Raw genomic sequence first — 25,560 nt, forward strand, 5'->3', positions numbered from 1 at the left:
TTCGTCCTTCTCACCTTCAGAGGCGTTCCATGACTGCTTCCTCCTCCCCGTCCGCTTCCTCTTCTCGCAGCCGCCGCACCTATGCGGCGGGCGCCGTCCTGGTGGCCGCCGCGACCACGGCCGTCCTCGTTCTCCTGCCGGGCGGCTCCGACAGCCGGGGCGGCGGGGCGCGCGGGTCCGCCGCGGCCGGGTCCGCCTCCGCCGTCCCCGCTCCCGCGGACGAGGGCCTGCTCGCCCTCGCCCGGCGGGACGCGTCCGACGCGCTGGCGGTCGGACGGGCCGACGCACCGGTCGTGATGATCGAGTACTCGGACTTCCAGTGTCCCTTCTGCGGCCGGTTCGCCCGCGAGACCAAGCCCGAACTGCTGCGCTCGTACGTCGACGAGGGGATCCTGCGCATCGAGTGGCGCAACTTCCCCGTCTTCGGCGAGGAGTCGCAGCGGGCCGCGCTGGCCGGCTGGGCGGCGGGCCGGCAGGACAGGTTCTGGGAGTTCCACGACGTGGTCTACGGCGAGTCCCGGGAACGCAACTCCGGCGCGTTCAGCACGGACAGGCTCGTCGCGATGGCCCGGGAGGCGGGCGTGGCCGACATCGACAGGTTCCGCTCGGACATGTCCTCCGAGGAGGCGCGCGAGGCCGTCGCGCGGGACCGGGACGAGGGGTACGGCCTGGGCGTGAGCAGCACCCCCGCCTTCCTGGTGAACGGAGAGCCCATCCTGGGCGCCCAGCCGACGGACGCCTTCAGGTCCGCTGTCGAGGCGGCGGCCAGGGCGGTGGAGGAGTGAGCGAGGTCGGCCTGGCCGTGGCGTTCCTGGGCGGACTGCTGGCACTGCTGAGCCCGTGCAGCGCGCTGTTGCTGCCCGCGTTCTTCGCGTACTCGTTCACCGGCCGGACCCGGCTGGTGGCCCGTACCGGTGTCTTCTACGTCGGCCTGTGCACGACCCTGGTCCCGCTCGGGGTCGCCGGCTCGTTCGCCAGCAGGCTCTTCTACGGCCACCGCGACCTGCTGGTCGCGGGAGGCGGGTGGACGCTGGTCGCCCTCGGCGTGGCGCAGATCGCCGGGTTGGGCTTCGGCTCCCGGCGTCTGGCACAGGCGGCCGGGGACCGGCGTACGGGCTCGGCCCTGTCGGTGTTCGTCCTGGGCGCGGTGTACGGGCTGGCGGGATTCTGTGCCGGGCCGATCCTCGGGGGCATCCTGACCGTGGCGGCCATCGACGGCGATCCCGCGCACGGCGGGGTGCTGCTGGCGGTGTACGCCCTGGGCATGGCCGTCCCGGTGTTCGTCCTGGCCCTGCTGTGGGACCGGTTCGACCTCGGACGCAGGCGCTGGCTGCGGGGCAGGGTGTTCCCCGTGGGCCCGCTGTCGTTCCACAGCACTTCCGTCGTGGGCGGAACGCTGTTCGTCGTGCTCGGAGCGGTCTTCCTGGCGTTCGACGGCACGTCGGCGCTGCCGTCGCCGCTGGGCACCGACACCGAGTTCGCGCTCGAGGAGCGCCTGTCGGCGCTCGGAGGTGCGGTCCCGGACCGGGTCCTGCTGCTGGTGCTGGCGGCGGTCGCGGCACTGGTCGCGGTGTTCGTCCTGGTACGGGGCGCCGAACGGTCCGGGGCGGCGAAGCCGGGCGAGGCCCCCGGGCCGGACGGCGCGGAGCACCGCTGAGCGGACACGTGGGAGGGGCGGGCCCGGCGACGAGCCGGGCCCCCTCTCCCGACCTCGGCCTCGGCCTCGGGCCACGCCGTCTCCCTCACCGGGGAGCGGGCGGTGGCGCCGCCGGCACCGGTGTCGCGCGGCGGCACGCACGTCTTCCTCCTGGGGCGCGAGGAGGAGAGCGGCAAGCCGGTTCCGCCGAACTTCGCGCACTTCACGGCGGTCGGCTCCCGAGCGGCTTCAGTCTGCACCTGGACGCCCCGTGGGGCTACCGGGGGGCGACGGTGACACCGCGATGGCCACCCGACTGCGGGAACTGCTGACCGCCGCGGGCCTGCCGGACCCGGAGCGGGACCGAGGGGAGGTGCACCGCACCGCGCTGAGCGTCGTGGAAGGCTTCTTCGGGCTCTCGCTGCCGAGGGGCCGGATCGTGAACGGCACCCCCTGCCGGCCGTCCGGGCGGTAACCGGCTGCTCGGCACACCTTTCTCCCCTAATGGACGACACGCCGTGCGGCTCCGGCCGGGCCCTCGGAATCTGAGGGCATGCCCCCAATAAGAGCGACATCCGCCGCTGTCCTGCTGTCCACCGCCGCCCTGCTCTCCTGCTCCGTGGCGGCTTGCTCGCCGCCCGCACGGGACGGCAGCCAGGCCGGTGGTGGCGGCACAGCGGCCGCAGGCCAGGACGAGAACCGGTTCTGGAAGCAGTCCCTGGACTGGAAGGACTGCCCCGCCCCCTCGCCCGCCCAGGGCGGCGGCGAAGCCCCCGTCCCCCTGCCGGACGGCACCCGGTGGCAGTGCACCACCATGCAGGCGCCGCTGGACTGGAACGACCCCTCCGGGGAGTCGATGGGCATCGAGCTGATCCGGGCCCGCTCCAGCGGTGCCGCGGACGACCGGATCGGTTCGCTGCTCCTCAACTTCGGTGGCCCCGGAACCTCGGGAGTCGCCAGACTGCCCGTCTTCGCCCCCGCCTACGAGAAGCTCCGCTCCCGGTACGACCTGGTCAGCTTCGACCCGCGCGGCGTCGGCGACAGCCGGGGCGTGCGCTGCCTGGACGCCGCCACCACCGTCCGGTTGGCCGACGCGGTGGACTTCGCCCCCGACGACGGCGACGACGAGAGCGACGCGCTGGTCGAGTTCCTCCGGGAGACGGCCGCGGCCTGCGAGAGGAACTCCGGCGACGTCCTCCCCCACGTCGGCACCACCGAGGCGGCCCGGGACCTGGACCTGATGCGTCACGTCCTCGGCGACGAGAAGCTCCACTACTTCGGCGTCTCGTACGGCACCCAGCTCGGCGGCGTGTACGCCCACCTGTTCCCCGAACACGTCGGCCGGGCCGCCCTGGACGCCGTCATCGACCCCACCCAGAACCTGATGGAGCAGGCCCTCGGACAGGCCGGGGGGTTCCAGCTCGCCTTCGAGCACTTCGCCGCGTGGTGCGTCGAGCAGGGCTGCACGCTCGGCGACAGTGTCGAGGAGATCGTGGACGCCGTCGTGAAGCTCGAGGCCGACCTGGACGACGCCCCGCTCTCCTTCCCGGACGGGGGCGAGCTCGGCGGCGACGAGCTCATCGCCGTCATCACCGACTTCCTCTACGCGCAGGGCAACTGGCCCGCGCTCCTCGTGGGCCTGGAAGACCTCGTGGGCCAGGACGCGGCCGCCACCGGCAACGGCGCCATCATGATGGACCTGGCGGAGTCACTGGAACGGCACCGCTTCGTCGGCGGTGCCGACGGCGACGAGAGCAACGAGAGCGACGCCCTGAGGGCCGTCACCTGTGCCGACTTCAACGGCCGTTACACCGTGGCGGAGGTGGAGGAGAAGCTGCCCGAGTTCGTCGAGGCGTCGCCCCTGTTCGGGCCAGCCCTGGCGTGGGCCACCCTCTTCTGCGACGGCTGGCCGGTGCCGGGAGAGGCCGAGCACCCCGAGGTGAGCGCACCGGGCGCGCCGCCGATCCTGCTGGTCGGCAACACCGGCGACCCCGCCACCCCCTACGAGGGCACCGCCCGCATGGCGGAGCAGCTCGGCGAGGGCGTGGGCCATGAACTCACCTACCGGGGCGAGGGCCACGGCGCCTACGACGGGAGCGCGTGCGTGCGGAACGCCGTCGACGCGTACCTGCTCGACGGGAAGCTCCCGGGAAGCGGCGCGGTGTGCGAGGCGGAGCCGCTGCCGGAAGGCAAGTAGGGCGCGGACCACGGCGACACCGCCGGCGTCCGCCTGCCGCCGCCGGCCGGTCCGGGAGCCCGGGCCGGCCGGTGGCGGTCAGCCGTCCGTGGACGCCGAGAGGGAGCGGGGGCGCAGATCGGTCCAGTGGGACTCGACGTAGTCCAGGCACGCCTGCCGGGTGTTCTCGGCGAAGACGACCGTCCACCCCCCGGGCACCTCGGCGAAGGACGGCCAGAGCGAGTGCTGGCCCTCGTCGTTCACCAGGACCAGGAAACGGCCTTCGGCGTCGTCGAAGGGGTTGGTGCTCATGCTGAGTTCCTCCCAAGGCACGCCAAGTTTAGGTTAGCCTCGCCTAATTGGAGTTAACCTAGCTTTTCCCCTTCCCTCTCACAAGGAGACGTCATGGGGGGTCTCGCGGCCGGCACGGGGGGCGCCTTCGCCGAGTTCGGCCTGCCCGGAGCACCCGGTACGGACGAGTTCTGGGCGACGGTGGGGGCGCCCGTGTCGGTGCCCGCCGGCGACGGCGGCTGGACGACCTTGTTCCTGTGGCGCGGTTCCGGGGCGAGCATCGGCTTCGAGAGCTGGTCGGAGCCGGTGCCCCTGCGCCGGTGGGACGACACGGACTGCTGGTACGCCGCGGTGCGCATGCCTCCCCGGCTCCGGGTGACCTACCGGTTCCTCGTGGGCGACGCGGCGCACGCCGACCCGTTCAACCCGGTCGGCGCGGGCGGTGACCGTTCCGTCGCCGCGACGCCGGACGCCCCGGCCCAGCCGCACTGGCCCGCCCTCGGCGCCGACGACGTCCTGCCCGTCCCGCGCACCCGGATCCGCTGGACCAGCGAACGGCTCGGCGGGCGGCGCACCGTGCGCGTCCACCCCGCGGGCGGCGGCGGGCCGGTGGTCCTGCTGCTCGACGGGGACGACTGGCTGTACCTGCACCCGGCCATGACCGCGTTCGACTCGGCCGTCGCCGGTGGTGACATGCCCGCCGTCACCCTCGTCTTCCTCCCGGCCGGGGACAGGGAGGCCGAGTTCGCGTGCAGGCCCGGGCTGTGGGAGGCGGTCCGGGACGAGCTGCTGCCGCTGGTGGCGGAGACCGGCGTACCCGCCGACCGGGACCGGCTGGTGGTCGCCGGGCAGAGCCTCGGCGGGCTGAGCGCGGTGTACGCGGCACTGGAGTTCCCGGACCTGGTGTCCCGCGTCGCCTGCCAGTCGGGGGCGTTCTGGTGGACGCCCGGCGCCGCGGACCTGGCGGACCCGTTGGGCGGCCCGGTCGGCGGTTCCGTCGCCGCGCGCCTGCGGGAACGCCCCGACCTGTCCGGCCTGCGGGTCGCGTTCGACGTGGGGGAGCACGAGACGCGGATGCTCCCCCACTGCGAACTCACCGAGACCCTGGCCGAACAGGCCGGTGCGACCGTGCGGGTCTCTCGGTCGGCGTCGGGCCACGACCGGGCGGGCTGGCGGCACGCCCTGCTCAGGGACGTCGCCTGGGCACTCGCCTAGGGCCGGTCCGGCCGGACGGGCCCCGGCTCGTCACCGGGCCACCGCCAGGCGGTACTCCTCGTCGGTGGCCAGCAGGTTCCGGTGGGTGTCCTCGGCGGTGACGACGCCGCCGTCCAGGACGAGGACCCGGTCGGCGACGTCCAGGAGGGCCGGACTGCTGGTGATCACGACGGTGGTGCGGCCCCGGCGCAGCTTCGCGACGCCTCGCGCGATGAGCTGTTCGGTGACCGCGTCCACGGCCGTCGTCGGGTCGTGCAGGACCAGGACGTCGGTGTCGGCGGCGAGGGCGCGGGCCAGGGACAGCCGTTGGCGCTGCCCCCCGGAGAGGTTCGCGCCGCGGTCGCGGACGCCGTGGTCGAGTCCCTCGCGGTGGAGGGCGACGACGTCGGTCAGCATGGACGCCTCGACGGCCTCGGGGACCGTCCGGCTGGTGCCCGAGGGGTCGATGTTCGTGCGGAGGGTGCCCGCGAAGATCTCCCCGTCGTACGGGTTGACCAGCATGTGCTCGCGGACCGCCTCGACCGAGAGGTCCGCGAGCTCCTGTCCGCCGATCCGCACCACCCCCTCGTACGCGTCGGGCGGGACGCGCACGGCCAGGACCGCCGCGAGGTCGGCCGCCGCGCGCGGCTGGTAGGCGGCGATCGCCACGAACTCGCCGGCGGACACCTGGAACTTCAGCTTGCGCAGGGCCCCGTACCGGACGCAGTCGACCTCGAGGTCTCCGCCCGCGGCCGGGCGCTCCGGCCCCGGGGTGGTCACCGGCGGCGCGGCCAGCACCAGCGCCATCCGCTCGGCCGACGCGCGCGCGGTCATCACGTACTTCGGCATCTCCGAGAACAGTTTGAGCGGCTCGATGATGAACTGCGCCAGCCCCACCGCCATGACGAGTTCCCCGACGGTGATCCGGCCGTCGAACGCCAGCCAGCCCGCCGTCAGGGTCACCGCGGCGGCGAGGACCGCGTTGAGGGCCAGCGCGACGCCCGCGTACACGCCGTTCGCCTTGGCGACGGTGACCGCCTGGCGCTTCGCCTCCGTGCTGACCTTCCGGTAGGACAGGAACGCCTCGTGGTTGCCGCCGAAGCCGTGCAGCGGACGCAGGCCGGTGATCAGGTCGGCGACCTTGGCGCCCGCTCGCGCCACCCGGGCCTGCTGTTCGCGGGTGCTGGTGCCGATCCGTCCGGACAGCACGCTCAGGACCGACAGGATCGCGGCGGTTCCCACGATCACCAGCAGGCCGAGCCGGAGGTCGGCCAGCCCCAGCGCGACCGCCGCGACCAGCACCGCGACCAGTGAGCTGATCAGCAGCGGCACCACCTCGATGATGTCGGCGGTCTGGTCGGCGTCCTCGGTGGCGATGGTCAGCACCTCGCCCGACTTGAGGTCGACGTCCCTGGCCACGGGCTGCAGTCCGCAGGCCGCGACCTTCACCCGCCAGCGGTGCGCCTCGGTCGTGTTGGCCTTCTGCAGGATGCGCATGCCGAACCGCCACGACAGCGAGACCGTCGTGATGATCACGGCCAGTGCGGCGATCGACAGGGCGAGCGCGCCGAGGGTCCGGCCGTCCCGCATCGTGTGCTCGACGATCATGCCGAGCGCGATGGGGAAGGCCGTCTCGCCCGCCTGGTAGAGGCCCATGAGGACGGTGCCGCCGGCCATGGCGCCGAGGTTGCGGCGCAGTGCGGTCCGGAGGACGCCGGCCCCGGTGCGGGGCTGCTGCGTGTCAGGAGCGTCAGGAGCGGTCATCGAGGTGGCGGGCAATCGCTTCCGGGGTTCGCAGGGTGAACAGGTCTCGGATCGTGATCACAGGACCGTACTCCCGGCGGAGCAGCCCGATCAGCCGCACCGCCAGCATGGAGTGCCCCCCGAGGGACACGAAGTCGCTCACCGCGCTCACCTCGTCGTCGTCCAGGTCCAGTGCCTCGGCGAAGAACTCGCACACCACGGTCTCGGTCCCGGTCCGCGGGCCGCGCTCCCCCGCCGTGGTCAGCGCGCCCAGCGGCTTGGCCTCCGGCAACGCCTTGGTGTCGGCCTTCCCGTTCACCGTCAGCGGGATGCCGTCGACCTGGGCGTAGTGCGTCGGGCGCAGGAAGTCCGGCAGTCCGGCGCCGACTTCGGCGGCGACGGCCGCCAACTCGGCGCCGTCCAGCACGAGGTAGGCGGCCAGCCGGTGCGCGCCGTCGACCTGCGGGTCGGGCTGGGCGACCGCGGCGACGAACCGTACCGCCGGGTGCGCCGCGAACGCGGCCTCGACCTCTCCGAGTTCGACCCGGTGCCCCCGGATCTTGACCTGCTGGTCGGTGCGGCCCAGGTACATCAGGTTCCCGTCGGGCCGGCGGACCACCAGATCCCCGGTGCGGTACATGCGCTCGCCGGGTTCGCCGAACGGGCACGCGACGAAGCGGTGCGCGGTCTGGGCGGGCTGCCCGAGGTAACCGCGCGCGATGCCGGTGCCCGACACGTACAGCTCACCGGGAACGCCGTCCGGCAGGGGCCGCAGCCACGGGTCCAGCACGTACACGTCGGTGTTGTCGATGGGCACGCCCACCACCGGGTCCTGGCACTCGAAGGTGCCGACGCCGAGGGTGTTGATGGTGTACTCGGTGGGTCCGTACAGGTTGTAGCCGACCGTCCCCTCGGTCCCGGCGAGCCGTCGCCAGAGCGTCGGGGTGACGGCCTCGCCGCCCAGCAGCACGAGCGCCGGCCGCCGCTGCGGGTCGTCGAGCAGGCCCTCGGCCACCAGTTGCTGCGCGTAGGTCGGGGTCACGTTGACCACGTCGATCCCGCGCTCCAGGCAGTACTCGACCAGGCGGGGCGCGTCGCGGCGCAACTCCTCGTCGCAGATGTGCACTTCATGGCCGTCGGCCAGCCACAGCAGCTCCTCCCACGACATGTCGAACGCGAACGACACCGTGTGCGCGATCCGGAAGACCCGGTGGCCGTGCTGTGCCAGCACCGGCTCGAAGATCCGGCGCTGGTGGTTGACCAGCATGTTGGTGAGCCCGGCGTACTCGGTCACCACGCCCTTGGGCCTCCCGGTCGATCCGGAGGTGTAGATCGTGTACGCGGGGTGCCGCAGGCGGTCCGGGTCGTCCGGCGCGAACGTCGGACACGGTTCGGCCCGGGGCAGCGGGCGGTCCAGCTCGATCAGGTCGCCGGTGAGCCCGGCCAGCCGGGGCGACACGGCGCTCACGGTGAGGATCACGTCCGGGCGGGCGTCCGCGACGATCGCGGCGATCCGCTCGTCCGGGTGGTCCAGCTCCAGCGGCACGTACGCGGCGCCGGTGCGCAGTACGGCGAACAGCGCCACGATCGAGTCGAGCGAGCGCGGGACCGCGAGGCCCACGGTCCTCTCGGGACCGATGCCGCGCCGGACGAGCACACCGGCCACCGCGCGGCTGCGGTCCCTCAGCCGGGCGAAGGTCATGGTCGAGCCGTGGGCGACGAGCGCGACCCGTTCCGGGGCGCGGTCCGCCGCCCGGTCGAACCGGTCGACCACGGTGTCCGTGCCGACGTCCGTCCGTTCGGTCCGCCCGGGTACCGGCCCCGAGCCCCGCAGCGCCCCCACCGGCCCGGTCGACCGGGCCAGGTCCTCGAGCACGCGCAGGTAGTCGTCGAGGAGGCGACGGGCGTGCTCGGTGTCGCCGTGGCGGTACTCCAGTTTGACCGTGAGCCGGTCGCCGGGCGTGACGACCCAGGTGAACGGGTAGTGGGTGGAGTCGTCGGCCTTCACCGAGGTGATGCCGTGCCTGGCGTTCATCTCGGCGAACGCGTCCGGGTCCAGGAAGTTCTGGAGCACGAACAGGTTGTCGAACAGGGTGTCGTGCCCACTGGCCCGCTGGATCTCGCCGAGCCCCAGGTGTTCGTGCTCCATCGCCTCGACCCGGGACGCCTGGACGGCCGACAGGTACGCGCGGACCGTGTCGTACGGCCGGGCCCGCGTCCACATCGGCACGGTGTTGAGCAGCACGCCGACGACGCCGGACAGCCCCTCGCCCTCCCGGCCGGAGACGGTCACGCCGAACACGGCGTCGCCGCGGCCCGTGCGCGCACCGAGCAGGAGGCCGAACGCGCCGGTCAGCACCGAGTTCAGCGTGACGCCGTGCGTCCTGGCCGCGTCCCGGAGCAGTTCCGACCGTTCGGCGGACAGCGTGTGCACGAGGGCGCGCGGAAGGCCGTCCGAGAGGTCCGGCGCCGGTCCGGCGAGCAGCGTCGGGCCGGGGAGGCCGGCCAGGTGCTCCGCCCAGAAGCGCTCCGCCGCGGCGGGATCCTCGGCGGCGAGCGCCCGGGCGTGGTCCTCGAAGCCCGGTGCGGCCGGGGCCGGGTCGAGCGGCTCGCCCTCCATGACGGCCCGGTAGGCGTCGAACAGGTCCCGCAGCACGATCTCGCGGGACCAGCCGTCCCACAGCAGCAGGTGGTAGCTGAGCAGCAGGCCGTCGCGGTCGTCGGGCAGCCGCACCACGGTCATCCGGATCAGCGGCGGCTCGCCCGGGTCGAATCCGGTGCCGCGGTCCCGGGCGCGCAGGGCGTCGGCCTCGGCCTCCGTCGACAGGACGACCGTGCGGACGTCGACCCGCCGGCCCGTCCCGAGGACCTGGACCGGGTTGCCGTCGGCGTCGGCCGTGAAGCCGGCGCCCACGACCGGGTGCCGGGTGATCACGTGCGCCATCGCCTCGGCCAGCGCGTCGGTGTCCAGGCGCCGGTCGAAGGTGAACCAGCTCTGCGCGACGTAGTGTCCGGCCGGGCCCGCCATCTGGGCCTGGAAGAACAGCCCCCGCTGGAGCGGGGTGACCGGTGCGGTGCGCTCGGTCCCGGCGCAGGCCTCGGCGACGTGCTCCAGCGCGTCGCGCCAGTGCTCGGTGATCCGGTCGGGAACGCCTTCGGCGAGGACGAACTCCGCGTGCAGGCTTCCGGTGGCCTCGTCGAGCCATGCGTCGACCTCGACGGCGTACGGGCCGCCCCGGTCGCCGCCGGTGAGGCGCACCGCCCGGGACTCGCTGCCCCGGCCGAGGTAGTTGAGGAGCACCTGCGGGCGGGCGGTCAGCAGCGGGGCCGTCTGCGGGTTGAGGTACCTGAGCTGCCCGTAGGCGACGTGCGCGCGCTCGTCCGGGAGGCGTTCGGCGACCTCGCGCGCCGCCGCGACGGGGTCGGTGTGCGCGGTGAGCCGCACGGGTGCGACGGCGGTGAACCAGCCGACGGTGCGGGTGTAGTCGTGGTGCTCCAGCGCCGGGACCCGGCCGTGCCGCTCCAGTTCGATCGCGAGATCGGTGGGTGACGGCTGGACGCGGGTCAGCGCGGTGCGCAGGGCGCCGCACAGCAGCTCGGTGACGCCGATGCCGAGGGCGGCGGGCGCGGTACGCGTCACGCGGTCGCTCAGGTGCGGGGCGAGCACGACGGTGGTCTCCCGCGGCTCCCCGACCGTCGGGAGCAGTCCGGGGGCCCGGAGCGTGGTGACCCAGTGCCCGAGGCCGTCGATCGCCTCGGCGGACCGGAGGGCGAGCGCGTCGGCGTACTCGGCGTAGGACGTGGTCGGCGGGGGCAGGGGCTCCCCGCGCAGGGCGGTGGCCAGGTCGTCCAGCAGGATCAGCCAGGACACCGCGTCGACGGCGAGGTGGTGCACGGTGACCACCAGGGTCCGGCTCGCCTCCAGCCACGAGAAGGCGACGACGTCCCCGGACTCGGGGTCGAGCCGCCCGGCGGCCTCGTCCGCGGCGGTCGTCGTGTCGGTCGTGTCCGCCCGTGCGACGGTGATCCGGCGGGCGGGCCCGGTGCTCAGCGCCCACACGCCGTGCTCGACGCGCAGCCGCATCCGGAGGACAGGGTGCGCGGCGACGACGGCGTGCGCGGCGCGCTCGACGTCGGCGAGCTCCGTGCCCCCGGGGGCCTCCAGGGTCCTGGCCTGGGCGAACCGGGCGAGGGATCCACCCAGTTCGCGCTGGCGCAGGATGATCGGCGTCGGCGTCAGCGGACCGTCCGCACGGCGGGCGGGTGCGGGCCCCGTCCCGCCCCGGGGGGTGCGCGTCCCCAGGTGCTCGGCGAGCGCACGCGGTGTCCTGAGCAGGAACACGTCCCGGGGTGTGATGGCCAGGCCGAGTGCCCTGGCCCGGTTGACCACGGTGATGGCGACGATGCTGTCGCCTCCGGCGCGGAAGAAGTCGGTGTCGCCGTCCGCGGCGGAGCCGGGCAGCGTCCCGGCGAAGACGTCGACGAGCGCGGCCAGCGCGGAATCGCTCACGGCCGTCGGGGTGTCGTCCCGCGCGGCCCGCTCGGTGAGGGCCTTGCGGTCCAGTTTGCCGTTGACCGTCAGGGGCAGCGCGTCGACCGGCAGCACCCGGCCCGGGATCATGTGCGCGGGCAGCTTCGCGGACAGCCGGCCGGAGAGGTCGGCGGGCACCCGGCCCACGACGTGCGCGACCAGGTGGTCGCCGCTGCCGGCCACGGTCACGGCGACGTCGACCACGCCGTCGAGCTCCCGGATCGCGGACTCCACCTCGCCCGGCTCGATCCGGAACCCCTTGAGCTGGACCTGGTCGTCGGCACGGCCCACGAACTCCAGCTCGCCGTCGAGCGTGCGGCGGGCGAGGTCGCCCGTGTGGTACATGCGGGAGCCGTCGCCCGCGAAGGGGTCCGCCACGAACCGGCCGGCCGTGAGCCCGGGCCTGCCCAGGTAGCCGAGCGACACCTGCTCGCCGGCGACGTAGATGGCGCCCACCCGGCCCGGCGGCACCGGCCGGAGCCGCTCGTCGAGCAGGTGGGTGACCAGGCCGGGGATCGGGCCGCCGATCGGGCTGGCGCCGTCGCCGGGGCCGAAGTCCTCCTCGGTCAGCACGCGGTGGGTGACGTGCACGGTGGTCTCGGTGATGCCGTACATGTTGACCAGCTCGGGCGAACGGGTGCCGTGCCGCTCGACCCAGCCGCGCAGCCGCCCGAGGTCCAGCGCCTCGCCGCCGAGGACGATCCGGCGCAGGGCGGGCAGCGGCTCGCCGGCCAGCCGGTCGGCCTCGACGAACTGGTGGAAGGCCGAGGGGGTCTGGTTGAGCACGGTCACGCCGCGTTCGCGGACCAGCCGGTGGAAGTCGACCGGGGAGCGGGTCAGCCCGTACTCCGGCACCAGCAGCTCACCGCCGTGCGCCAGCGCGCCCCACAGCTCCCAGACCGCGAAGTCGAAGGAGAAGGAGTGGAACTGGACCCAGACGTCGTGCGGCCCGAAGGCCATGGCGGACCGGGTGTTGGCGAGCAGTGCCACCACACCGGAGTGCGGGACGACGACGCCCTTGGGCCGGCCGGTCGACCCGGAGGTGTAGATCACGTACGCGGGGTCGTGTGCCCTCGCCTCCGGCCCGTCCCCGGTGCCGGCGGGCGGCGGCTCGTCGCCCTGGACGAGGACGCGGGCCGGTACCCCCGTCCGCGCCAGCAGTCGTGTGAAGCGGTCGCGCTGCCCGCGGTCCACGAGGACGACCTGCGGGGCGGCGTCGGTGAGGATGTACTCCAGCCGTTCGTCCGGGTACGCCGGGTCCAGCGGCACGTACGCGCCGCCCGCGCCGACGACGGCGACCAGGGCGACGACCTGCTCCACGGAGCGCGGGACGGCGACGGCGACCCGCCGGCCCGGCCGTACCCCGGCCGCGCGCAGCGTCGAGGCCAACGCGTTCCTGGCTCCGGCCAGTTCGCCGTACGTCAGGGACCGCGTGCGGCCGTCGAGACCGCACTGGGTGACGGCGGTGGCCGCCGGGTCCCGGTGCGCGGCGGCGTCGAACAGTCCGCCCAGGGTGGTCCCGGTGACCGGCTCGGGACGCCGGTCGGTGCCGGCTGCCAGGTCGTCGACCAGGGCGTCCGGTCGGGTGAGCAGGGCGGTGAGGGCCGAGGTGAACGTGCGCAGGATCGCCCGGGCGGTCGTCCCGCGCAGCAGTTCGCCGTCGTGGATCAGGTTGAAGCGCGGACGGCCGCCGGGTGCGCGTTCCACCACCAGCGTCAGCGGGTAGTGCGGTGCGCCCTCGTTCACGATGCCGGTGACGACCAGCGTGTCGCCGGGCCGCCGCAGACCGGCGACGTCGGTCGCGACGTCGAACACGACCAGGGTGTCGAACAGGGGGCCGCCGACGCCGGCCCGGCGGCCGATCCTCGCCAGCGGGACGTGCTGGTGCGCCAGCACCGCGTTCCGGTGTTCCCGCACCGAGGCGAGCAGGTCCCGGGCCGTGGTGGTGCCGGTCCACCGGGCGCGTACGGGGACGGTGTTGATGAACAGGCCCACCATGTCCTCGATGCCGGGTACGTCCGCGTCGCGTCCGGACACGGTGGAGCCGAACACGACGTCCCTGCCGTGCAGGACGCCGCCCAGCGTCACCGCCCAGGCGGTGTGCACGGCCACGCTCAGCGGCACGCCGGCCGACCGTGCGGCCGCGTCGACGTCGACGTCCGGCTCCACGGAGGTGTCGGCGAACCGGTCGGACGGGGTGTGCCCCTCGGCCACCAGGGACGGGCCGGGCAGCCCGGCGAGCTGGTCCTGCCAGACGCGGTCGCTCTCGTCGTCGTCGCGTGCCGCGAGCCGGCGCACGTGGTCCGGGAAGCCGCCGAGCGGGCGCACGGTTCCCGGCGCGTGGTACTCGGCCAGCAGCGCGCGGAGCATCGGCGGCACCGACCAGCCGTCGGCGACGATGTGGTGCACGGTCTGCACCAGGACGTTCCGGCCGGGGCCGCCGCGGACGAGGGTGTACCGCATGAGCGGGCCGGCGGCCAGGTCGAACCCGGCGCGGCGGTCCCGCTCGGCCAGGTCGCGTATCCCGTCGTCGGTGACGCCGGGGCGGTCCAGCACGGTGAAGGGGGCCTCGACACCGCTCTCGAGCACGGAGACCACACGGCCGTCGGCGAGGGTCACGAACCGTGCGGCCAGGTTCGGGTACAGCGTGAGCAGCCGGGTGGCCGCCGCCGCGAGCCGGCCGGCGTCCACCTCGCCGTCCAGGGTGAGCAGCTGCTGCTCGACGTAGGCGCCCGCCGAGTCGTCGTCGAAGACGGAGTGGAAGTACAGGCCCTCCTGCAGCGGGGTCAGCGGCAGGACGTCCCGCAGCGCCGGGCCGTCCAGGGCGTCGACGTCGGCCTGGGTCAGCGGCACCGGGCCGAAGTCGCTCGGCGAGTGGCCGCCCCGTGGGTCGAGCGCGGCCAGCCCGGTCAGGGCCGTGCGGAGGTACCCGCCGAGGGTCGTGACGTCCTCGTCCGTGAACATTCCGGCGGGCCAGGAGATGGTGGTGACCAGCTCGTACCCGCCGGTCGGGACCGGCTCGGCGACGGCGTTGAACTCCAGGGCGCGCGGCAGGCGCATGCGCGGGTCGCGCTTCTCGCCCAACTGGCCTGCGGCGACCGCGAGCTGCCAGTCGCCGGAGGAGCCGGCGGCGAAGCGGCCCAGGTAGTTGAACAGCACCTGTGGTGCGGGCGCGTCGAACTCGGTGCGGGTCAGGTGGCGCAGGGCGCCGTAGGAGACGCCGTTGTCCGGGACCCGGGCGAGGTCCTCCTTGACCGCCTTGAGCGCCGCGGTCAGGTATCCGGGCGCGGTGAAGTCGGTGGCCGCGCCGGGGTCGACGGTCACCGGGAACAGGGTGGTGAACCAGCCCACGGTCCGCGACAGCTCGGGTTCGAACCCGGCGGAGTCCGCCACGAACCGTCCTTCGCGGCCGTGGCCCTCGAGCTCGATGTGCGCGAAGGTCTGGTCCTGCCCGAGGTCGCGGCGCCACCGGGCGAGGGCGACGGCGAGCGCGGTCAGCAGCACGTCGTTGACGCCCGCGTGGAACTTCGCGGGGACCTCGCCCAGCAGCGCCGCCGTGGTCCCGGGGCCGACCGAGACGGTCCGCAGCCGCTCCGTCGCGACGGTGTCGGACGCGGACAGCGCGCGCCTGCCCACCGGCCGGTCGTCTCCCGGCAGGGGGCGCCGGTAGTAGGAGCTGTCCGCGTCGAACGCGGCGCGCTCCAGCAGCTGCGTCCAGCGCCGGAACGACGTGCCCACCGGGGGCAGTTCGATCGGGGCGCCCGAGGAGGACTGCCGCCAGGCGGTGGCCAGGTCCTCCATCAGGACCCGCCAGGAGACGCCGTCGACCACCACGTGGTGGGCGACCAGGACCAGCTGCCGTGCCGCGCGGCGCCAGACGGCGCGCAGCATCACGCCGCCGTCGGGGTCCAGCCCGTCGGTGGCGAGCGCGACGCACTCGTCGAGCGGCCGGTCGCTCTCCTGCCACCCGGCGAGGGCCCGGTCCGCCTCCGGGACGTCGAAGCCCCAGCGCTCGCCGCGCACCAGCCTGGCGCGGAGCATGTCGTGGTGCCGGACCACGGCGGTGAGGACCGCGTCGAGGGCGTCGGCGGTCAGGTCCGCCGGCGTGTTCAGGACGACCGACTGGACGAAGCCGTCGATCGCGTCGGTGGTCTCGCCGAGCCACTGCACGATGGGCGACCCCGCGACGGCACCGGTCGCGACGTCGCGGTGGTCCACGGCGGGGGCGTCCCCGCGGCTCGCGACCGCCGCCAGCGCCCCCACGGTCCTGTGGGTGAGGATCTGCCGTGCCGTGACGTGGAGTCCCGCGTCGCGCAGCGCGCCCAGCAGGGAGACGGCCAGGATGCTGTCTCCGCCGAGCTGGAAGAAGTCCTGGTCGACGCCGACCTCCTCGAGCCGCAGCACCGCCGCGACCGCCGCGCACACCGCGCGCTCGTCGTCGGTGGCGGGCGGCACCAGGGAGCCCGTCCCGACCGCGGGTTCCGGCAGCGCGTTCCGGTCGAGCTTGCCGTTCGCGGTGAGCGGGAACTCCGTCATCACGACGATGTGGGCGGGCACCATGTACTCCACCATGTGCGCCGCGGCCCACGCCTTGACCTCGTCCGCCCGCAGGTCCTCGCTCCCGGCCGCCGGGATGACGTACCCCACCAGGTAGGTGCCGCCCGCCGTGTTCTTCTTCGCGACGACGCAGGTGTGGCGTACGCCGGGGTGCTCCGCGAGACCGGCCTCGACGTCCTCGGTCTCCAGCCGCATGCCGCGGATCTTGATCTGGTTGTCGGCCCGGCCGAGGAAGTCCAGCGACCCGTCCGGGGCGAACCGCGCGAGGTCACCGGTGCGGTACAGCCGGGACCCGTCGTCCGCGAAGGGGTTCGCCACGAAGCGGGAGGCGGTGAGGCCGGGCGCGTTGGCGTACCCGCGCCCCAGGAGGAAGCCGCCGACGTACAGTTCGCCGCCGACCCCGACGGGGACCGGGCGCAGCTCGTCGTCCAGGACGTACAGCTGGGTGTTGGGGTTGGCCCTGCCGATCGACGTCGACAGGCGTTCCGCCGCGCCCCGGTAGACGACGTGCGAGACGCCGATGGTCGTCTCGGCCGGGCCGTAGCCGTGGTACAGGGGGACGTCGAGCTTGGCGCGGAACCGCTCGTACAGTTCCGGGGTCAGCACCTCGCCGCCGCACCACACGTGCCGCAGGCTGTCCAGTCGCCCGGAGTCGCCCGCGATCTCCAGCAGCACGTCCAGCATGGACGGCACCAGGTAGGTGAAGGTGACGCGCTGCTCGGCGATCACGCTCAGCAGGTGGTGCGGGTCGCGTTCGCCGCCGGGCCGCAGGACCACCAGCCGGCCGCCGGACACCAGCGGCAGGAGTATCTCGTTGACGGAGATGTCGAAGGACAACGGCGCCTTGAACAGCGACGCGTCGTCGTGGCCGAAGCCCAGGACCTCGTGCACCTGCCACAGCAGGCGCTCGCTGATCGCCTCGTGCCGGATCATCGCGCCCTTGGGCCGCCCGGTCGAGCCGGACGTGAAGATGACGTAGGCGAGGGCGTCGCCGTGGACGGCGACCCCGGTCCCCCCGGTGGGGTGGGAGCCGAACCGCCAGTCGTCCACGTCGACGGCCACGGCCTCCGGTTCCCCCGCCGCGTGCTCGCCCGAGTCGTTGAGCTGCACCGCGACCCGGGCGTCCGCGACGACGACGGCCCGGCGCGCGGCGGGCCACTGCGGATCGAGCGGCACGAACGCGCATCCGGCCTGGAGCACGCCGAGCAGGCCGATCACCATGTCGGCGGAGCGGTCCAGGGAGATGCCGACGACCTGTTCGGCGGTGAGGCCGCGTTCGATCAGGTGGTGGGCCAACTGGCTGGACAGCTCCGCGGCCTGGCGGTAGGTCAGCGTCCGGTGCCCGTCGACGACGGCGACGGCGTCCGGCCTGGTCCGGGCCTGCTCGCGGAACATCTCCACGACGGTCGGGCGGACCCGGTCGGCACGGGTGTCGTTCCACTCGGCCAGGGTCTCGAGCCTCGCGGCCACACTGGACGGACCGATGGTGCCGAGGGACCGGTCCGGGAAGTCGGCCAGGTCGTCCAGGGCCTGCTGCGCGTCGGCCGGGTCGACGCCTTCCGGGACCGTGATGCTCCGGCCGTCCGCGCCGACCTCCCAGTCGCCGGGCGCGGAACCGCCGTGGTCGACCCAGCCGAGGACGTCGGCGAACAGGGTGGCGGGGGTGAGGTCGATCCCGTCGCTCCCCCGGCCCGTCGCCCAGTACGCCAGCCCGATGGCGCACGCCTCGGTGACGGTCCGGTCGGAGTGGTCGCCGGTCCGCCTGCGGACACCGGCCAGGCGCGCGGGAGAAAGCCGTACGAGACGAGCGCTCGGTTCCCTCATCGAAGACTCAGCACCCTTTCCGGGAGAGCGGACGGACCCAACCGAACTAAGGCCTGCCTAACTTCCTTCGCGCCACGCCTGCCACAGTCGCGCGTACCGGCCGCCCAGGGCCACCAGCTCCTCGTGGGTGCCCTGCTCGACGACGCGCCCCGCGTCCAGCACGGCGATCCGGTCCGCCGCCGTCGCCTGGGTCAGCCGGTGCGCCACGAACAGGGTGGTCCGGCCCGCGCAGGCGGCGAGCACCGCCCGTTCCAGTTCGGCGGCGCCCTCACTGCCGGCCTCCGCGGTCGACTCGTCGAGCACCACCACCGGCGACCGGGCCAGCACCAGCCGGGCCAGGGCGATCTGGGCGACCTTGGTGGCGTCCAGGCGCTCACCGCCCTCGCCGACCGCGGTCCCCAGCCCGTCGGGCAGTGCCTCGACCCATGCGTCGGCGCCGACCGTGCGCAGCGCGTCCATCAGCTCGGCGTCGGTCGCCCCCGGTGCGGACAGCCGCAGGTCGTCGGCGAGCGGACCGGAGAACACGTGCGTCTCCTGGGTCAGGATGCTCACCAGGGCCCGCGCACCGGCCTCGTCCAGTCCGGCGAGGTCGGTGGATCCGATCCGCACCGATCCGGACTGCGGAGCGCCGATGCCCGCGATCAGCGCGGCCAGGGTCGTCTTGCCCGCGCCCGTCGCCCCCACCAGCGCGAGCGAACCGCCGGCCGGGATCGCCAGGCTGACGTCCCTGAGGACCGGTTCGTCGGCGCCGGGGTACCGGAACGTCAGCCCTTCGACCGTCACCGGGTACGGCGCGGTGTCCGCCGGTGCGACGGCGGGGTCGCCCACCAGCCGGCGCTCCGTGTCCTCCCCCAGCACCCCGACCAGCCGGGTCAGGCTCGCGCCCGACTTCTGTGCCTCGTCGAAGGTGAACATGATGAGGCCCAGCGGGGTGAACAGCCGGTGGAACAGCAGCGGGGCCGCCGACACCTCGCCCAGGCTGGCGGCACCGGCCTCCAGCAGGGCGTACCCCACCACGACGATCAGGGCCAGTCCGATGAACTCGGCGCGGTTCTCCCGGCCGACGAACCTGCCGAAGAAACGGAACACCTCGATGCCGAGGTCGCGCACCCGCCACGACTCACGGGTGACCCTCTCGCGGAAGGCCTCCTCCAGGCGGTAGGCCCGGACCGTGTCGATCCCGTCCAGGCCGCTGATCAGCGCCTGCGCCCGGTCGGCCTGGGCCATGCGCTGCTTCCGGTAGAGCGGGGCGGACCGGGGGAGGTACCAGCGCAGGGCCAGGGCGTACGCGGGCAGTGCGCCCGCGCCCGCCAGTCCGAGCCGCCAGTCCAGGCCGAACATGCCGGCCGTGGCGATGGCGACCAGGACTCCCGCCGAGAACACCGTGGGGACGGCCGTGCGGACGCCCCTGGAGACGACGGCCACGTCGTCACCGACCCTGGAGAGCACGTCTCCCCGGCCGACCTGCTCGACGCGTGCGCTCGGCATCCCCAGCACCGCCCGGACGGCCCCTTCCCGCAGCCGTGCGAGCAGGTCGGCGCCCAGCCGGCCGATCAGGTAGGTCGACACCGCGGTGGCCGCCGCGCCGAGCAGTGCGGCGGCCCCCATCAGCACCCCGATGGTGATCAGGGCCGAGCGCGGTCCGCCCTCGGCCACCCCGTCGACCACCCGGCCGAGCAGGAGCACGGGGAGCACCTGGAGCGCGGCCCCGGCCACCGTGGTGAGCACGGTGGCCGCCGACAGCCAGGGCACCCGGCGGCAGTGCGCCACGACCCATCGGGCCGCCTCGCGTCCGGTGGCCGTGCGCAGGGTCGCCGGGGCGGCGCGGGTGGCGGTCGTGCTCACACCGCACTCCAGGCGGGCCGGGGACGGGACGTGGTGACCGGCATCGCTAGTCGGCCGCCGACTCGACGAGCTCGTCGACCGCGTACGGCATCGACAGCAGCGTGCCCTGGGAGATGGCCGCGCCGACCGCCGGCCCCTCGCTGTCCAGCAGGTAGGACACGTTGCCCCTCTTCACGGCGTCCAGGTTGGTGAACAGCCTGAACCTCTTCAGGGCCTCCGTGTCGGCCTCGTCGTTGATGACGAAGATGCGGTCGGCGTCGACCAGGTCGACGCGCTCGGGCGAGAGCTTGGTGTAGAAGCTGCCGTCCGCGACCTCGTCGATCTCGGTCCGGTACGTGAAGCCGAGGCCCGACACCAGCCGTCCGCGCACGTCGGTGGAGGTGAACGGCGCCACCGAGTTCTCGTACCAGGACAGCACGACGGCGGTCCTGCCGGCGAACTCCGGGTGCTCCTTCCTGGCCGTTTCGAGCTTGTCCTCGACCTCCTCGACCATCCGCTCGCCCTCCTCGGCCTTGCCGAGCGCCTTGGCGATGTGCAGCGCGTTGTCCTGCCAGGGCGCGCTGAACGGCTCCTTCTCGGCCTTGGTGCGGGCCACCGTCGGCGCGATCCTGGAGAGCTTGTCGTAGGCGGCCCGGTCGATCTCGGAGTAGACCGCGACGATCAGGTCCGGGCGCAGGGCGGCGATCTTCTCGTAGTTGGGGCCCGCGTCGCCGTTCTCCATGACGACCTCGGGCTCGGTGTCGCCCCACTTGTCCTTCACCCAGGGCCACTGGGTGTTGATGTCGGGGCTCCGGCCCGGCGGGTTCGGGTACTGGTCGGTCATGCCGACCGGCTTGACGCCGAACGCCAGGACGGTCTGGTCGTCGGTGTAGCCGACGGAGACGACCCGCTTCGGGGCCTCGGTGACCTCCGTGGCGCCGAACGCGTGCTCCACCGTGACCGGGAAGGCGCCGGCCCCGGCGGTGGAGCCGCCGTCGTTGCCCTGGTCGGCCGGGTCCGATTCCGAACCGCATCCCGCGAGGAGGCCGAGGCCGAGCGTCGCGGCGGACAGTGCCGCCGCCGTCCGCCGCCGGGGCCTCTTACGCGTCGTCGTGTGGAGGAGCATCCGCAATCCCCTTGCCTGTCGCGCTGTCTGCGCCCCGTCCGAGGGCAGGCAAACCGTATCGCACAAAGGTAAGGCAAGCCTAGCCTAACTTATATAACTACCTTCCGAATCAAGGGAGTTGAACATGCGTGCGACCGATCGGCACGATGAGCGGCCGATCGCCCACCGGGTCGTCGATCACCTTGGCGCGCAGTCCGAACGCCTCGTGCAGCAGGTCGGCCGTGACGACGTCGCGCGGGTGCCCCTGCGCGAGGATCGACCCGTCCCGCATCACGATGAGGTTGTCGCTGTAGCGCGTGGCCAGGTTGAGGTCGTGCAGCACCATGACGACGGTGCAGCCCGACTCGTGCAGGTCGTTCACCAGGTCGAGCACGTCGATCGCGTGGGCCAGGTCGAGGTAGGTGGTCGGCTCGTCGAGGAGCAGCAGGTCGGTTCCCTGAGCCAGGGTCATCGAGATCCAGACGCGCTGGCGCTGTCCGCCGGACAGCGTGTCGACCGGGCGGTCGGCCAGGTCGGACACGCCGGTCATGGCCAGCGCGCGCTCCACGACGGCGGCGTCGTCCGACGACCACTGCCGCAGCCAGCTCTGGTGCGGATGGCGTCCCCTGGCGACCAGGTCGCCCACCGTCAGCCCCTCCGGCGCGACCGGTGCCTGCGGCAGCAGGCCGAGCTTCTTCGCCACGTCCCTGGTCCGGAGCCTGCCGATGTCCTCGCCGTCCAGCACGACCGCCCCCTTGGTGGGTTTGAGCAGCCGCGACAGGGTGCGCAACAGGGTCGACTTCCCGCAGCCGTTGGGGCCGATGATCGTGGTGATCACCCCTGGTGGTATCGCCGCGTCGAGTTCGTCGATGACGGTCCGCGTGCCGTACCCGACCGTGACGCCCCTGGCGGCCAGCCGCGAGGGGGCGACGGCCCCGGACTCGATCCCGGTGACGGACTGGGTGACCACAAGGCCCTCCTCGTTCGTGCTTCCCGACTTCTGTACCGACTTATCCGCGCAGGTTCGCCCGCACCAGCAGGTGGACGAGGAAGGGCCCGCCGATCGCCGCGGTGACCACGCCGACCGGGAGGCTCACGGGCAGTGCCGTCCGTGCGACCAGGTCCGCGCCGACGAGGAGCAGCGCGCCCACCACGCCGGAGGCCACCATCGGCGGCGTCGGGCACCGCGCCAGGCGCATCGCCGCCTGGGGCGCCACGAGCGCGACGAACGGAACGGGGCCGGCCGCGCCGACCGCCAGGCCGGCCAGCAGGACCGCGCACAGCAGGAGGACCGCCCGCACCGCCGAGTACCGGACGCCCAGGCCCGCGGCGACGTCGTCGCCGAGGTGCATCGGCTTGAACTGGAAGGCGACGGCGGCCACGACGGCCAGGAGGACGAGCGTGCCCCGGAGCGCCGGCCGGACCTCGTCCCACGACCGGTCGTCCAGCGAGCCGACCAGCCACGCCTGGGCCTGGGCGACGTCCCTGATGTCGGCCGTGACCAGCAGCCAGGCCGTGATCGCCTCCGTCACGGCGCTCACCGAGATGCCGATGAGGACGAGCCTCAGACCGTCGATCCCGCGCCGCCACGCCAGGAAGTAGACGAGCAGCCCCGTGCCGAGACCCCCCGCGAGCGCCGCGGCGGACAGACCGACGGAGTCGACGATCGCCGTGGCGGTTCCGCCCGACACCGTCACCAGGAACACCGCGGTCGCACCGGCGCCGCCGGTGATCCCCAGGACGTCCGGGCTGGCCAGCGGATTGCGCGCGACGGACTGCGTGATCGCCCCGGACACCCCGAGCGCGACGCCCACGACGAGGCCGGCCAGTGCGCGCGGCATCCGCAGGTCCATGATCACGAACTCGTCGACCGGCTCGCCCCGGCCCAGGAGCGTGGCGGCCACCCGGGACAGGCCGATGGGGAAGTCCCCGACGCCGATGGACAGGCAGAACAGCAGGAAGGCCACCGTCGCCAGCAGCACGGTGACGAGGACGGTCCAGGGCCGCCACACGAACGACACGCGCCCGAGCCGTACGCCCGGCGCCAGCGACGGCCGCCCCGCCGCCCCGTCCGGCTTCGCGTCCGCCCCGCTCATGCGTTCTTGAACTTTCCGCGCCACACCAGCCCCGCGAAGAACGGGGCGCCGAGGAGGGCGACGAGGACGCCCGCGTCCAACTCGCCCGGCCGCACCACCAGTCGGCCGACGATGTCGCAGACCAGCAGGACGACGGCGCCGAGCAGGCCCGCGTACGGCACCAGCCAGCGGTAGTCCGGTCCGGTCAGGTACCGGGCCACGTGGGCCACCATGAGCCCGAGGAACGCGATGGGGCCGCACGCCGCCGTCGCCGCGCCCGCCAGCAGGGTGACGGCGGCGATGCCGACGGTCCGGCTCAGCGCGATGTTCACCCCGAGCCCCCGCGCCACGTCGTCGCCCAGGTTGAGCAGGTTGACGGCGGGCAGGGTGGTGAGGGCCGGCACCAGCCCGGCCGCGACGAACCCGGTCACCGGCCAGATGACGTCGAATCCGACACCGGCCACGGAGCCCGCGTTCCAGAACCGCAGCGCGTTCAGCGACTTCTGGTCCGACAGCGCGACCGCCGTGGTCATCGCCGCGAGGAACACCGTGACCCCTTGCCCGGCCAGGGCGAGCGTCAGCGGATTGCCCGCGCCGCGGCCGATGCTCGCCAGTCCGAACACGACGGCACCGGCGACGCCCGCCCCCAGGAAGGCGAACCAGATGTACTGGAACGGGTCGGAGAGCCCGAACACGGCGATCACCGACACCACGGCGAACGAGGCGCCGGAGTTCACGCCCAGCAGGCCGGTGTCGGCGATCGGGTTGCGCGTGTACCCCTGGATCAGCGCGCCGCCGGCCCCCAGGGCGACGCCCGCCACGATCGCGAGCACCGTCCGGGGCACCCGGACCGTCCGCACGATCAGCCTGATCTCGGTGAGCCGTCGGTCGGGGTCCGGCGCCGCGAACAGCCCGTGCCACACCTCGGCGGGGCTCAACGCGCGCGCGCCGACGGCCAGTGACACCGCCCCCGCCGCCACGAGGACCACCACGAGCGTGCCCAGGCCCGCGACCCGCCGCCTGCGGGCCTGGGTCGTGGCCGTGGCCGCGGGGCGCTCAGTTGCAGTCGTGCCCATGTGGACGTACGTCATCCCTCTGATCGGTGCCGCCACGCCCGCCCGGCGGGATCCGCCGGGCGGGCGTGGCGAGGCGGACGGCTGGACCGGTGGGCGGACTACCGGGCGGTGCTGCCGGTTCCGTCGGCGACCGTCCGGGCCTCGTCGGAGGCGGACTTCAGGCCCCGGTCGAGGAGAGAGTCCAGGATCTCGCCGACCCTGACGGCCGTGTTGGACAGCAGCGACGACGTGATGCCGTGGGTGTGCTCCGTGCCGCCCTGCAGGTAGATGCCGCAGCGCAGGCCGGGGTCCGTCGCGACGCGGTAGTCGCGCTCGACGCGGACGCGGCCCTCGTCGTCGCGCAGGCAGCGGTCGGCGACCTCGCCGAGCAGGCCGACGGGGTCGGCGGGGCTGTAGCCGGTGGCGAAGACCACGACGTCGGCGTCCAGGAGCGTCTCCTCACCGGTGACGAGGGAGGTGACGGTGGCCTCGACCTTGTCCGGCGTCTCCCTGACGCCGGTGAGCCGGGAGACGTTGAGGAAGCGCAGGCGCTCGGTGCCGAGGACCTTCTCCTGGTACATCTGCCGGTACAGGTCGTCGATCAGGTCGATGTCCACCACGGAGTAGTTGGTGTTGCCGTGGTAGTCCATCAGCCGGCGCTTGACGTTGCGCGGCGCGGTGAAGAACTCGTCGACGGCCGCGGGGTCGAAGATCCGGTTGGCGAAGCCGCTGTCGTCGGCGGGACTGTAGCCGTAGCGGGAGAAGACGGCGCAGATCTCGGCCCGCGGGAAGCGGCGGTGGAGGTAGGCGACGTTCTCGGCGGCGCTCTGGCCGGCGCCCACGACGACGAACCGCGAGGGAGAGGTGCCCTCCAGCCCGTCGACCTTCGCCAGCAGTTCGGAGTTGTGCCAGAGGCGGCCGGTGCGCTGCACGCCCTCCGGCATGAGGGGGCGCAGGCCGGTGCCGATGACGAGGTTGCGGGCCCGGTGGACGGCGAGCCCCTCCCCCGACCGGACGGTCACGTCCAGGTGCTCCACGGCGCCGTCGCGCACGACGGGCATGACGCCGACGACCTCGTGGCCGTAGGAGACCATGTCGTCGACCTTGCCGGCGGCCCACTCGAAGTAGTCGTGGAACTCCACCCGCAACGGGAAGAGGTTCTTGTGGTTGATGAAGTCGATCAGCCGCCCCTTGCTCTTGAGGTAGCACAGGAAGCTGAACTCGCTGGCCGGGTTCCGCAGCGTCACCAGGTCCTTGAGGAAGGACACCTGCATGGTCGCGTCGTCGATGAGCATGCCGCGGTGCCAGCCGAACCGCGGCTGCTGCTCGAAGAAGCGAGCGGTGAACGCCTCCTGTCGGCCGACGCGCGCGTTGTGCTCGCTGAGCGCGATCGCCATGGCCACGTTGGACGGCCCGAAGCCGATGCCAATGAGGTCGTGGATCAAAGGGGCGTCGCCGGGACGGGCCTGTGCCATGTCACTCCCATCGTGCGGACGGCGGCCCGCGGGGGCGGACGGCCGCTGGTCGAGCATCGGGGAAGTACGGACGG

14 protein-coding genes are annotated in these 25,560 nt (G+C 73.6%); 5 read left to right on the plus strand and 9 right to left on the minus strand.

From position 1 onward, the window contains the following. The first annotated feature begins 29 nt into the window (after window positions 1–29). The 4 genes from FHS37_RS27785 to FHS37_RS27800 all read left to right on the plus strand — a co-directional run bounded on the left by FHS37_RS27785 (window position 30) and on the right by FHS37_RS27800 (window position 3,833). The gene (locus FHS37_RS27785) at window positions 30–785 is read left to right on the plus strand and encodes a DsbA family protein (protein WP_184826149.1); all 756 of its coding nucleotides are present in this window, start codon (window positions 30–32) and stop codon (window positions 783–785) included. Further along, window positions 782–1,657 carry a cytochrome c biogenesis CcdA family protein gene (locus FHS37_RS27790; RefSeq protein WP_184826151.1) on the plus strand — a complete coding sequence of 292 codons (876 nt, stop codon included), beginning with the start codon at window positions 782–784 and terminating at the stop codon, window positions 1,655–1,657. Before FHS37_RS27785 ends, FHS37_RS27790 begins: the two co-directional genes overlap by 4 nt. A gap of 283 nt (window positions 1,658–1,940) precedes the next feature. Beyond that, window positions 1,941–2,111, plus strand: a complete 171-nt coding sequence (locus FHS37_RS27795; protein WP_184826152.1) for a hypothetical protein — start codon at window positions 1,941–1,943, stop codon at window positions 2,109–2,111. A gap of 78 nt (window positions 2,112–2,189) precedes the next feature. Further along, complete coding sequence (locus FHS37_RS27800; protein WP_184826154.1) at window positions 2,190–3,833, plus strand: alpha/beta hydrolase; 1,644 nt, start codon at window positions 2,190–2,192, stop codon at window positions 3,831–3,833. A 78-nt stretch (window positions 3,834–3,911) separates the two neighbouring features. Here FHS37_RS27800 and FHS37_RS27805 read toward each other — a convergent pair whose 3' ends face one another. Then, window positions 3,912–4,124 (minus strand): MbtH family protein, encoded by a 213-nt coding sequence (locus FHS37_RS27805; RefSeq protein WP_184826156.1) that lies wholly within the window; start codon window positions 4,122–4,124, stop codon window positions 3,912–3,914. A 93-nt stretch (window positions 4,125–4,217) separates the two neighbouring features. Here FHS37_RS27805 and FHS37_RS27810 point away from each other — a divergent pair, with 93 nt between their 5' ends. Then, on the plus strand, window positions 4,218–5,318 hold the full coding sequence (locus tag FHS37_RS27810) for an alpha/beta hydrolase-fold protein (protein WP_184826158.1): 1,101 nt from the start codon (window positions 4,218–4,220) through the stop codon (window positions 5,316–5,318). 30 nt (window positions 5,319–5,348) lie between these two features. Here FHS37_RS27810 and FHS37_RS27815 read toward each other — a convergent pair whose 3' ends face one another. The 8 genes from FHS37_RS27815 to FHS37_RS27850 form a co-directional block, all read right to left on the minus strand. Next, complete coding sequence (locus FHS37_RS27815) at window positions 5,349–7,061, minus strand: ABC transporter transmembrane domain-containing protein (protein ID WP_184826160.1); 1,713 nt, start codon at window positions 7,059–7,061, stop codon at window positions 5,349–5,351. Then, window positions 7,048–17,952 (minus strand): non-ribosomal peptide synthetase, encoded by a 10,905-nt coding sequence (locus FHS37_RS27820; protein WP_184826161.1) that lies wholly within the window; start codon window positions 17,950–17,952, stop codon window positions 7,048–7,050. The genes FHS37_RS27815 and FHS37_RS27820 overlap by 14 nt, the downstream gene beginning before the upstream one ends. Window positions 17,953–18,009: 57 nt before the next feature. After that, window positions 18,010–19,797 carry an ABC transporter ATP-binding protein gene (locus FHS37_RS27825; RefSeq protein ID WP_184826163.1) on the minus strand — a complete coding sequence of 596 codons (1,788 nt, stop codon included), beginning with the start codon at window positions 19,795–19,797 and terminating at the stop codon, window positions 18,010–18,012. Window positions 19,798–19,843: 46 nt separating this feature from the next. After that, window positions 19,844–20,902, minus strand: coding sequence for an iron-siderophore ABC transporter substrate-binding protein (locus tag FHS37_RS27830; protein WP_184826165.1), 1,059 nt, complete (start codon window positions 20,900–20,902; stop codon window positions 19,844–19,846). A gap of 109 nt (window positions 20,903–21,011) precedes the next feature. Continuing rightward, on the minus strand, window positions 21,012–21,851 hold the full coding sequence (locus FHS37_RS27835; protein WP_184826167.1) for an ABC transporter ATP-binding protein: 840 nt from the start codon (window positions 21,849–21,851) through the stop codon (window positions 21,012–21,014). A 40-nt stretch (window positions 21,852–21,891) separates the two neighbouring features. Next, on the minus strand, window positions 21,892–22,977 hold the full coding sequence (locus tag FHS37_RS27840; RefSeq protein ID WP_184826169.1) for a FecCD family ABC transporter permease: 1,086 nt from the start codon (window positions 22,975–22,977) through the stop codon (window positions 21,892–21,894). Next, the gene (locus FHS37_RS27845) at window positions 22,974–24,047 is read right to left on the minus strand and encodes a FecCD family ABC transporter permease (protein WP_229890220.1); all 1,074 of its coding nucleotides are present in this window, start codon (window positions 24,045–24,047) and stop codon (window positions 22,974–22,976) included. The genes FHS37_RS27840 and FHS37_RS27845 overlap by 4 nt, the downstream gene beginning before the upstream one ends. 83 nt (window positions 24,048–24,130) lie before the next feature. Further along, on the minus strand, window positions 24,131–25,486 hold the full coding sequence (locus tag FHS37_RS27850; protein ID WP_184826171.1) for a lysine N(6)-hydroxylase/L-ornithine N(5)-oxygenase family protein: 1,356 nt from the start codon (window positions 25,484–25,486) through the stop codon (window positions 24,131–24,133). Window positions 25,487–25,560 lie beyond the last annotated feature (74 nt).

The sequence above is a fragment of the Streptomyces griseomycini genome (assembly GCF_014203535.1).
GTDB classification, from domain to species: Bacteria; Actinomycetota; Actinomycetes; order Streptomycetales; family Streptomycetaceae; genus Streptomyces; species Streptomyces griseomycini.

Coding starts and splice junctions, on each gene's coding strand:
- FHS37_RS27785 (WP_184826149.1), top strand. CDS start 30: ATGACTGCTTCCTCCTCCCCGTCCGCTTCCTCTTCTCGCAGCCGCCGC.
- FHS37_RS27795 (WP_184826152.1), top strand. CDS start 1,941: ATGGCCACCCGACTGCGGGAACTGCTGACCGCCGCGGGCCTGCCGGAC.
- FHS37_RS27800 (WP_184826154.1), top strand. CDS start 2,190: ATGCCCCCAATAAGAGCGACATCCGCCGCTGTCCTGCTGTCCACCGCC.
- FHS37_RS27805 (WP_184826156.1), bottom strand. CDS start 4,124: ATGAGCACCAACCCCTTCGACGACGCCGAAGGCCGTTTCCTGGTCCTG.
- FHS37_RS27810 (WP_184826158.1), top strand. CDS start 4,218: ATGGGGGGTCTCGCGGCCGGCACGGGGGGCGCCTTCGCCGAGTTCGGC.
- FHS37_RS27815 (WP_184826160.1), bottom strand. CDS start 7,061: ATGACCGCTCCTGACGCTCCTGACACGCAGCAGCCCCGCACCGGGGCC.
- FHS37_RS27820 (WP_184826161.1), bottom strand. CDS start 17,952: ATGAGGGAACCGAGCGCTCGTCTCGTACGGCTTTCTCCCGCGCGCCTG.
- FHS37_RS27830 (WP_184826165.1), bottom strand. CDS start 20,902: ATGCTCCTCCACACGACGACGCGTAAGAGGCCCCGGCGGCGGACGGCG.
- FHS37_RS27840 (WP_184826169.1), bottom strand. CDS start 22,977: ATGAGCGGGGCGGACGCGAAGCCGGACGGGGCGGCGGGGCGGCCGTCG.
- FHS37_RS27845 (WP_229890220.1), bottom strand. CDS start 24,047: ATGACGTACGTCCACATGGGCACGACTGCAACTGAGCGCCCCGCGGCC.
- FHS37_RS27850 (WP_184826171.1), bottom strand. CDS start 25,486: ATGGCACAGGCCCGTCCCGGCGACGCCCCTTTGATCCACGACCTCATT.